6 protein-coding genes are annotated in these 8,230 nt (G+C 61.0%); 2 read left to right on the forward strand and 4 right to left on the reverse strand.

From position 1 onward, the window contains the following. Nucleotides 1-138: 138 nt before the first annotated feature. A complete protein-coding gene (locus HMPREF3169_RS00430) occupies nt 139-1,359 on the reverse strand; it encodes an acetate kinase (protein WP_061924828.1) in 1,221 nt (406 codons plus the stop codon). Next, a complete protein-coding gene (gene pta, locus HMPREF3169_RS00435) occupies nt 1,360-2,718 on the reverse strand; it encodes a phosphate acetyltransferase (RefSeq protein WP_061924832.1) in 1,359 nt (452 codons plus the stop codon). It abuts the gene before it with no gap. A gap of 415 nt (nt 2,719-3,133) precedes the next feature. On the opposite strand from pta, the gene HMPREF3169_RS00440 reads away from it, so the two are divergent. Both HMPREF3169_RS00440 and HMPREF3169_RS00445 read left to right on the forward strand, forming a co-directional pair. Continuing rightward, a complete protein-coding gene (locus HMPREF3169_RS00440) occupies nt 3,134-5,227 on the forward strand; it encodes a glucose PTS transporter subunit IIA (RefSeq protein ID WP_070455294.1) in 2,094 nt (697 codons plus the stop codon). A gap of 129 nt (nt 5,228-5,356) precedes the next feature. Beyond that, nucleotides 5,357-6,184 carry a PRD domain-containing protein gene (locus tag HMPREF3169_RS00445; protein WP_062037024.1) on the forward strand — a complete coding sequence of 276 codons (828 nt, stop codon included), beginning with the start codon at nt 5,357-5,359 and terminating at the stop codon, nt 6,182-6,184. A gap of 6 nt (nt 6,185-6,190) precedes the next feature. On the opposite strand, the gene purT is transcribed toward HMPREF3169_RS00445, so the two are convergent. Both purT and HMPREF3169_RS13035 read right to left on the reverse strand, forming a co-directional pair. After that, nucleotides 6,191-7,537, reverse strand: coding sequence for a formate-dependent phosphoribosylglycinamide formyltransferase (gene purT, locus HMPREF3169_RS00450; RefSeq protein WP_070455296.1), 1,347 nt, complete (start codon nt 7,535-7,537; stop codon nt 6,191-6,193). Nucleotides 7,538-7,785: 248 nt separating this feature from the next. Further along, on the reverse strand, nt 7,786-8,230 hold a 445-nt coding region (locus tag HMPREF3169_RS13035; protein WP_168162610.1), incomplete at its 5' end, for a hypothetical protein.

The raw sequence follows: 8,230 nt of genomic DNA on the forward strand, positions 1-8,230 counted from the left end.
CCCGAATTGTTCCATAGGGCTAGTCCACTAGCCGGGCCAGTACTAGCGCAAGAGGGAATTGGCGCAACAGGTCAAATCTGTGGATAACTCATCGCGACGAAGGGGCCAACCACCAGGTTGGCCCCTTCCAAACGCGGACTAGTACAGCCCCGCCTCACGCGCCATATCGGCGATTTCAGCGGACTTCTGTGCGATAGCCAGCTCCTCGTTGGTCGGCACCACGAAGACCTTGACCGGCGAGTCCGGCGTGGAAATCATGCGCGGCTCCTTCGAGCGCACAAGGTTTGCTTCCTTATCAAAGTGGATGCCATACATTCCCAGGTTGAACAGCGAATCCTGGCGCACCTCAGTGTCATTTTCGCCCACACCCGCGGTGAAGGTGATCGCATCCAGGCGGCCTAGCGCAATCATGTACGAGCCGATGAAGCGGCGCAGCTGGTGGATGTAGATGTTGTATGCCAGCCATGCATCCTGGTCCTCGGCTTCGATGCGCTCACGCAGCACACGGAAGTCGTTGACGCCAGAAATGCCCTTCACACCGGATTGCTTGTTGAGCAGGTTGTCAATCTCATCGATAGACATGCCCGCCTGGCGGGAGAGGTGGAAGATGATGCCCGGGTCAATGTCACCAGAACGGGTACCCATTGCCAGACCAGCCAGCGGGGTAAGGCCCATCGAGGTGTCAATCGGGCGGCCATGGCGGATTGCTGCTGCCGAAGCACCGTTGCCCAGATGCAGCGTGATCTGGTTGACGCGCTTCGGGTCCTTATCCAGAAGGCGCGGAACCTGCTGGGAGACGAACTCGTGGGAGGTGCCGTGGAAGCCATAGCGACGGATGTCGTACTTGGAGGCCACCTCGTTGTTGATGGCGTAAAGCGCAGCAGCCGGCGGCAGGGTGTTGAAGAACGCGGTATCGAACACGGCCACGTGCGGAATGTTCGGCAGCATCTTGCGAGCCACGCGAATGCCGTCCAGGTTGGCCGGGTTGTGCAGCGGAGCCAGCGGGATGAGGTCCTCAATCATGGACTCAATCTGGTCCGTAATCAGCTGTGGATCGGAGAAGAGGCGGCCGCCGTGCACAACGCGGTGGCCCACGGCGATGACCTCAACGTCCATCGGGCCGACATTGTGCTGATGCATAATGTCGAACGCGCGCTCCAGGCCGAAAGAGTGGGTAGGAATCTCCAGCTCTTCCTTGTATTCCTCGCCACCAGTCTTGACGGTGACGGCACCCATCGGCTCGCCGACCTGCTCCACAAGGCCGGAGACCAGCGGGGCGTCGGTAGCCTTGCCTGCTGGGTCAACCAGCTGGAACTTGACTGAGGAAGATCCTGAGTTAAGAACGAGTACGTAGGCCATTTACTTGACTCCTGCCTGGATAGCCGTGATTGCGACGGTGTTGATGATGTCCGGAACGGTAGCGCCGCGGGAAAGGTCGTTGACCGGCTTGTTCAGGCCCTGCAGAATCGGGCCGACTGCCAGTGCGCCGCCGGTACGCTGGGCGGTCTTGTAGCCGATGTTGCCCGCCTCCAGGTCCGGGAAGATGAAGACGTTTGCCTGTCCAGCCACCTCGGACTCCGGTGCCTTCTTGGCAGCAACGCCTGGGTCACAAGCGGCGTCGAACTGCAGCGGGCCATCCACCTTGACGGAGGAATCGATACCGCGGGCAGCCTCAACAGCAGCAACTGCACGGTCGACGTCCGGGCCGGAGCCAGAGGTGCCGGTGGAGTAAGACAGCATGGCCACGCGTGGGTCGATGCCGAACTGCGCTGCGGTCTTCGCAGAAACCACGGCGATTTCACCCAGCTGCTCGGCGGTCGGGTTCGGGTTGACCGCGCAGTCACCGAAGGCCCACAGGCGTCCGCGCATCACCATCAGGAAGATGGAGGAAACAACGGATGCGCCCGGCGCGGTCTTGATGATCTGGAAGGAAGGCTTAATCGTGTGCGCGGTGGTGTGCGCAGCGCCGGAAACCATGCCGTCTGCCAGGCCCTTGTGCACCATCATGGTGGCAAAGTAGGAGACGTCCTTCATGGTCTCGCGCGCCTGCTCGAGGGTAACGCCCTTCTTCTTGCGCAGCTCCGCGAAGTCGGCAGCGAACTCCTCTGCCAGCGGGGAGTTCAGGTGGTCAATGACGTCCACGCCGGTGAGATCCACCCCGAGGAGCTCCGCACGCTTGGCGACGTCCGCCTCATCACCCAGGATGGTCAGCTTCGCCACCTTGCCCGCCATAAGCGCTCCGGCTGCCTCGATAATGCGGTCGTCCTCGCCTTCCGGCAGAACGATGTGCGCACCGGCGGCACGGGCTTGGTCAAGCAACTGCTTCTGGAAGACCTCCGCGCTCATTACCGGCGCGACGGACTCGATGGCTGCGAGCGCACCGGGGACAGACGCGACGTCGGTAAACGCGCCTACTACCTCAGCACCCAGGGAACGGGCATGTGCAAGGGCCAGGTCGGAGGTGCGCTGCGGAGCGTTGGAAATCAGAACAAACGGGATGCCCAGGGCCGCTGCGGCCTTGGCGTCAAAGTCCATCACACCCGTGCCCTGCAACACGACGTCGCCTTCTGGAACGGTGACCAGAATCTGGTCCAGGGTGGTGCCCAGGTCATCGAGCTGCGCGAAGGTCGCGCCGAGGTCGGTTGCCAGGGAGGCGATATCGAGGCCGTCGAAACCACGGCCAATGACGCTCACGAGTGCGGAGTTCTGTGAAGACATTTACTGCTAGCCTTTCTCTTCCCAAAGAGTAGACGATGTTGTGTGTTGCGCGTCACGAGGCACAACATACAGTGACCTCTTCACCATACTGGAGATGTCCGAATTTAGCCGTTTTAAAAAGGCTTAGTGCAATCTAAAACACATTTAGGAACCTCCAATCGCCCAGCCACCCGAAAAAGCGGTGTGGTGAGTCACATAAATTGCCCAGAGTGAGAGCCGCGGAGTAGGTTGAATTTATAAGGATTGTTACTTCGGGCAAGACCTAGGATGCTGTGTGCACCGCGCATTCCACTGAACTGTGAAATGCAAAGACCCAGCTTCCTGGGTCTTTTTGTAGTTTTTAGACCTCCTGGGCAGGCCCCAGGAACCTCCGCGAACTGCATTGCGCCCGGTAAGAAGTTCGAAAGGAAATCTCATGTCGACGCAAACGCGCTCTACAGCTGAGGCCATCTTGGATGGCATCGGCGGCGCGCAAAACATTGCCTCTTTCACACACTGCGCCACCCGCCTGCGCTTCCAGCTTAACGACGCCTCGAAGGCCGACAAGGAAGCGCTCGACGCCATCCCCAAGGTGCTCGGCGCCGTGCCGCAAGGCGACTCAAATTACCAGGTAGTTATCGGTGGCGACGTCGCTACCGTCTACGACGAGATCAACGCTTTGTCGGAGATGAAAGACGGCGGCGCTTCGAATGCGGACATCAAAGCCGCGGCCCGCTCGAAGGCGAAGGGCAAGGTTCCTTTTATGGACGAGTTCTTCGAGTACTTGTCCGACTCTTTCCGACCAATTCTGGGTGTGTTGCTCGGCGCCTCGCTGATTATCGCCTTCGCGTCGATCCTCGACGCATTCGGAATCGTCGACTTCCGCGCCGAGGACAAGCCCGCCTCGTGGTTCTTCGTCGACGCCATGTGGCGCTCCGTCTTCTACTTCCTGCCGCTGATGGTGGCCTACAACGCCGGCAAGAAGCTGCGCATCGACCCGTGGGTCCCGGGCGCCATCATGGCCGCCCTGCTGACTCCGGAGTTCTTGGGCCTTTCTGAGAACCCTGCCGTCCAGTGCGTGGTCAACGATACGTTGGGCAGCGAGCAGTGCTCCATTCCTATCTTCGGCATGACCATGCAGCTTCCGGGGTACGGCGGCAACGTCTTCGTACCGTTGATGATGGCCTTTGTGGCAGCGCTGGTCTACCGCTTCTTCCAGAAGATCATTCCTTCGGCTCTGCACATGGTGTTCGTCCCGTTCTTCACTATGCTCATCGTCATCCCTCTCACGGCATTTATCATCGGCCCGTTCGGCGTATGGGCCGGTAACGGCATCGGCGCCGGCCTGTCCTGGATGAATGACAACGTTCCATTCGTCTTCGCCCTGGCTATCCCGATGATCTACCCGTTCCTGGTTCCGCTGGGTCTGCACTGGCCACTGAACGCCTTGATGCTGGTAAACATCCAGACCTTGGGCTATGACTTCATCCAAGGCCCAATGGGTGCTTGGAACTTCGCCTGCTTCGGCGCCACCGCCGCCGTGCTGGCACTGTCCATCCGCGACAAGGACACCGTGATGCGTCAGACCGCCGGCTCCGCCTTGGTTGCGGGCCTGCTGGGCGGCGTCTCCGAGCCTTCTCTCTACGGCATTCACCTGCGTTACAAGCGCATCTACCCGCGCATGCTGGTGGGCTGCTTTGCCGGTGGCCTGACCGTGGCACTTTTGACCCTGGGCACGAACGGCATTACTACCGATGCCTTCGTCTTCACCTCCGTGCTCACCATCTCTGTGTTTAGCCCGATGGCCAAGTACGCCATCGCCATTGCTGTGGCATTCGTCGTGGCCTTCCTGGCGGTCTTCATCACTGACTACCGCTCCCCGGAGGAGCGCGCTGAGGCTAAGGCCGCCCGCGAGGCAGCCGAAAAGGCCGAGCTCGACAACGCCAACACCGCCGACAACGCCGCGCTTGCCGACGCCCCCGCAACCACCGCTGCCGGCGCTGGCGCCGGTGCTGCCACCGCAACGGCCACCAAGGAAGACGCCCCCGCCAAGGCGGCTGAGCCTGCCGCTGGTACCACCACCGACATCGCTTCGCCGTCGACCGGCAAGGTTGTCCCCATGGCTGAGATCGATGACCCGGTCTTCTCCGCCGGCACACTGGGTGATGGCGTGGGCATCGTCCCCGAGAGCAACGAGGTCTACGCCCCCGTCAGCGGCACCGTCATGAGTGCCATGAAGTCCGGCCACGCCTACGGCATCAAGACCGAGGACGGCGTGGAGGTCCTCGTCCACATCGGCATCAACACCGTGAAGATGAAGGGCGAAGGTTTCGCCCCAGCCGTCAAGAAGGGCGACACGGTCAAGCAGGGCGAGCTGCTTGCCACCGTTGACTTTGCCAAGGTCACCGAAGCCGGCTACGACACCACCATCGTCTTGGCCGTCACCAACACCAAGGCGCTGTCCGCCGTCACCCCGGCTGGTCTGAACCACGCCGCCGCTGGCGATACGGTCATCACCACGACCCGCTAAAGGACCCACTAGGAAACCTTTAGCACGCCTCTAACGAACCCTGACTAAGCTGGCTCGATGGAACCACCATCGTGGCCGGCTTTAGTCGTTTTCGCCCTAACCGGTTAACCCCAACCAGAAAGGTGCCCTGTGCAACTGTTGCGCGTGTTCAATAACAACGTCGTGCTCGCGCGGCGCGGTGCGGAAGACGTCATTGTCACCGGCCGCGGCATCGGCTTCCAAGCCAAACCTGGTGCTGAGATTGACCCGGCCAAGGTGGTGAAGGTCTTCGTCCCTGATTCCGGCCGCGATCCGGACCACCTGGCCGCCATGATTGCCGGTATTCCCGGCGAATACGTCCAGCTAGTCATCGACGCCATGCACTCCGTCGACATGTCGGAGACACTGCGTAGCAAGCTCACACTGGTCGTGGCAATTGCGGATCACATCCACGGCGCAGTCAGCCGCGGCAACACCGTGTCCTATCCACTGGAAGCGGAGGTCCGCCACCTCTACGCCGACGATTTTTCCCTCGCGCAACAGCTACTCGCCGCCATCAACAGCGGCCTGCACAAACCTCTGGCTCCTGATGAGGCCGTGGCCATCACCCTCCACCTGGTCAACGCCGGGTTCGCGGTGGGGGATCTCTCCGGCACCTACCGCATGACGGGCCTCATCCAACAGATTCTGGCCGTTATCGGATCTCACAACGATACGGAGCTCAACAGCGAAGATATCTCCGTCGCCCGCTTCATTACCCACCTGCGCTATCTCTTCGTGCGCATGGCGGAGCACCAGCAGCTCGACTCCGACGACCGCCAGGTGGCCACCGCCATCTCCGCGCGCTACCCCGATGCCGTCGAGACCGCCCAGATGGTAGCCAACCTGATTGAGCTGCGCCTCGACAGCACTTTAACCCCCGATGAAGTCTCCTACCTGACGCTGCATATCGCGCGGCTAGAGGAGTCCTCCGCTTAACTAGGCCTAGTCATCGGCGGAGCGGGTCAGCTTCGGATCGACATCGACCACCGGTTCCGGGACTTCAATGACCTCAATATCGGAGACTGCATTGGGCGTCGGTTCCACCGGCTGTGAGTCACCGTGGACGGTTTTATCAGTATTCGGCCCAACAGTAATCTTCCCGGCCGCGAGCGCTGCCCTGTCGCGGGCGGTCTCAACGTCCTCGGCGGTCGTAGCCACCATGCCCATGCGGCGTCCGGCGTAGGCCCAGGGCTTGCCAAACAGGCGCACGTCGGTCTCTTCATAGGATAGGGCGGTGTCGAGGCCGGTGAAGGAGACGTCGTCAAGCTCAGCGTCCGCGTGCAGGATGACCGCAGCACCAGGGCTGACCATCGTCACGTCAATGGGGAAGCCCAAAATCGCGCGGACATGAAGCTCAAACTCAGAGAAGCGCTGCGTGTAGCCGGTCAGCATGGCGGTATCCAAAGGACGCGGTGAGACGGAGGAGAAGTACACCTCATCGCCCGCCACGAAGAGCTCAACGCCGTAGACGCCGCGCCCACCCAACTCGTTGGAGATACGCGCCGCGACGGAGCGCGCATTCGCCAGCGCATCCTCACTCATCGCCATGGGCTGCCAGGACTCCACCAAGTCACCGTTCTCGTGGCGGTGGCCAATGGGCTCACTGAACCACGTGGCCATCTTGCCCGTAGCCGGGTCAATGGAGCGTACAGCAAGGAGCGTGACCTCATAATCAAAGTCAACGAAGCGCTCCACCACCACGCGCTTATTATCGGAGGACACGTGGCGCACCATGGCCCAGGCCTCCTCCACATCTTCTTCTTCCTTAAGAAGGACGTGCCCCTTGCCGGAGGTCGTAATATCCGGCTTCACGATGCACGGCAGTCCCAGCTCCCCCACCGCCTCCTGCAGCTGCTCAGCGGACTCAGCAAAGCGATAGGCCGTAACCGGCAGGCCGATGCTCTCAGCCACCTCACGCACGCTCTCACGGCACTGTGTGAGCTCACAGGCCCGCGCCGTCGGCACGACGGTGGTGCCGAATTCCTCGATACGCTTCAGCGCCTCCACCGCGACGGTCTCGACCTCCGGGACCACGTAGTCCGGCTTGATTCGCTCTGTAAGCTCCCACACCTTGTGCGGGTCCCTGATATCTGCGATGTAGCTAAAGTGCGCGAGCTGCTGCGCCGGCGCTCCTGCGTAGCGGTCCACGGCGTGGACCTCCAGCCCTAAGTTTTGAAAGGCAATTACCAACTGCTTGCCCAACTCGCCCGCCCCCAAAAGAAGCACCTTGGTGGCGTTTCCTGTCAGAGGGGTTCCGATGTGGCCTGCGATGTCGCCTACGGTAGTCATTCTCGAATTATCGCACACTTCTAGCGCTGCATTGCTTGGCGACGTCCCCCAAACCCCCACCTACCCAATCTCACCGTTCCCTCACCCGAGCACCAGCACACAACACGCCCTTCGCCCCAGGATCACCAAAGCCCCCTTCCCCACCGCAGGGAAACGGTGGAAAAGGGGGCTTGGTCTTTAGACTGACCTTCTATGTGTCAGCCGGCCCCTAAGGGCCGACTGGCCCTCGGCGTGCGTCAGCGTCTCTCTTACTTGGAGGAACCGTTGGAAGAACCTGCACCCGGAGCACAAGCATCAGCGATAAGGCCGATAGCCAGCGCACCAGCAGCAACCAAAGCAAGGGTGCTGCCATTGATACCGAAGCGCTTCAGCTGCGCATCAATACCAGCAACCTGGCCAGCCAGCGGGCCATTGAACACACCAGCCTGCTTCTGCAGCTGAGTATTCAAAGCCTGAATCTGGCTATCAATCGGAGCAACAAAGTCCTTCAGACCCGGAATGTTCAGCTGGGAAGCCAAACCAACCGGAATCAGGAACAGCAGCGGGATACCAACACCCAGACCAGTAGCCAAGCAACGCTGGTTCTCATTCGGAGTAGGCTCGTTCGGCTCTCCCGGTTGCTCACCAGCAGGCGTGCCGTTGCCGTTGTTGTCCTGGCTCTTCTCGTGGCCCTTAACCGGAACCTCGGCCTCG

This window comes from Corynebacterium sp. HMSC08C04, from assembly GCF_001807495.1.
In the GTDB taxonomy this organism is placed as follows: domain Bacteria; phylum Actinomycetota; class Actinomycetes; order Mycobacteriales; family Mycobacteriaceae; genus Corynebacterium; species Corynebacterium simulans.

Bases quoted from the DNA above. Each gene is read 5' to 3' on its own strand.
- HMPREF3169_RS00430 (WP_061924828.1), bottom strand. From the start codon at position 1,359: ATGGCCTACGTACTCGTTCTTAACTCAGGATCTTCCTCAGTCAAGTTC.
- pta (WP_061924832.1), bottom strand. From the start codon at position 2,718: ATGTCTTCACAGAACTCCGCACTCGTGAGCGTCATTGGCCGTGGTTTC.
- HMPREF3169_RS00440 (WP_070455294.1), top strand. From the start codon at position 3,134: ATGTCGACGCAAACGCGCTCTACAGCTGAGGCCATCTTGGATGGCATC.
- purT (WP_070455296.1), bottom strand. From the start codon at position 7,537: ATGACTACCGTAGGCGACATCGCAGGCCACATCGGAACCCCTCTGACA.